General features: G+C 75.5%; 1 protein-coding gene. It reads right to left on the bottom strand.

Going from position 1 to position 683, the window contains the following annotated elements; translation table 11 throughout:
• The coding region (locus FV222_RS28385; protein WP_281406949.1) for a sigma factor at window positions 1-309 on the bottom strand (309 nt) is incomplete at its 3' end.
• Between the last annotated feature and the right edge of the window lie 374 nt (window positions 310-683).

The following is a 683-nucleotide window of genomic DNA, read 5'->3' as shown; positions in this document are numbered from 1 at the left end:
GTAGGCCAGGGGGTCGTGCACCTCCTGCGGGCGGCGCCCCGCGCGGCGCAGCCGGTCGATCGCCCGGCGCTGGGTGATGGCGCGCAGCCACGGCAGGAACGGCCGCGCCGGGTCGTAGCTCGCCCGCGCCTTGTGGATCGTCAGCAGGGTGTCCTGCACCACGTCGTCCACCGCCTCGCCGCGCACGCCTTGCGCGCGGGCGATGCCTGCGATCACCGGCAGGCAGGCGTTGAGCAGCCGGCGGTAGGCCGCCGCATCGCCCGCTTGCGCCGCGGCCATCGCCGTCGCCAGACTGTCCTCGAGCGCCATCGCCGCCCTGTCGCCGCGTCGTGTCCCCGACCCTAGCGCAACGGCGCCGCCGGGGGAACGCACCCGCAGCGTGGGAGCCGGGCCGACGGCGGACAGGAACATCGGCGAGCCTCAGGAACGACGTCGGGCGCCCATCGCCCGCATCCGTCTTCGCCGGGGCGGCGTGAAGGTTACGCTCATGCCGAACCTCGCCGAGCCCGACTCATCGAGGTTCGGCCCCCCCGCGACTGCGGGGCGGCGGTCGTCCGCCGGACCTCATGGGTTCTGACCCATGAGACTTGGTATCAGGTGGCCGGCCCGAGCCGCGCCGCCCCGAAGATCCGGCCGTCGGCGCCCTGCACGATCACCGCGGCGTCGGCGCCGGCCGGGAGCGG

It is taken from the genome of Methylobacterium sp. WL103, from assembly GCF_008039885.1.
Lineage (GTDB): Bacteria > Pseudomonadota > Alphaproteobacteria > Rhizobiales > Beijerinckiaceae > Methylobacterium > Methylobacterium cerastii.
The sequence above is the reverse complement of the archived record's forward strand: the minus strand, read 5'-3'. Positions and strand labels throughout refer to the sequence as shown.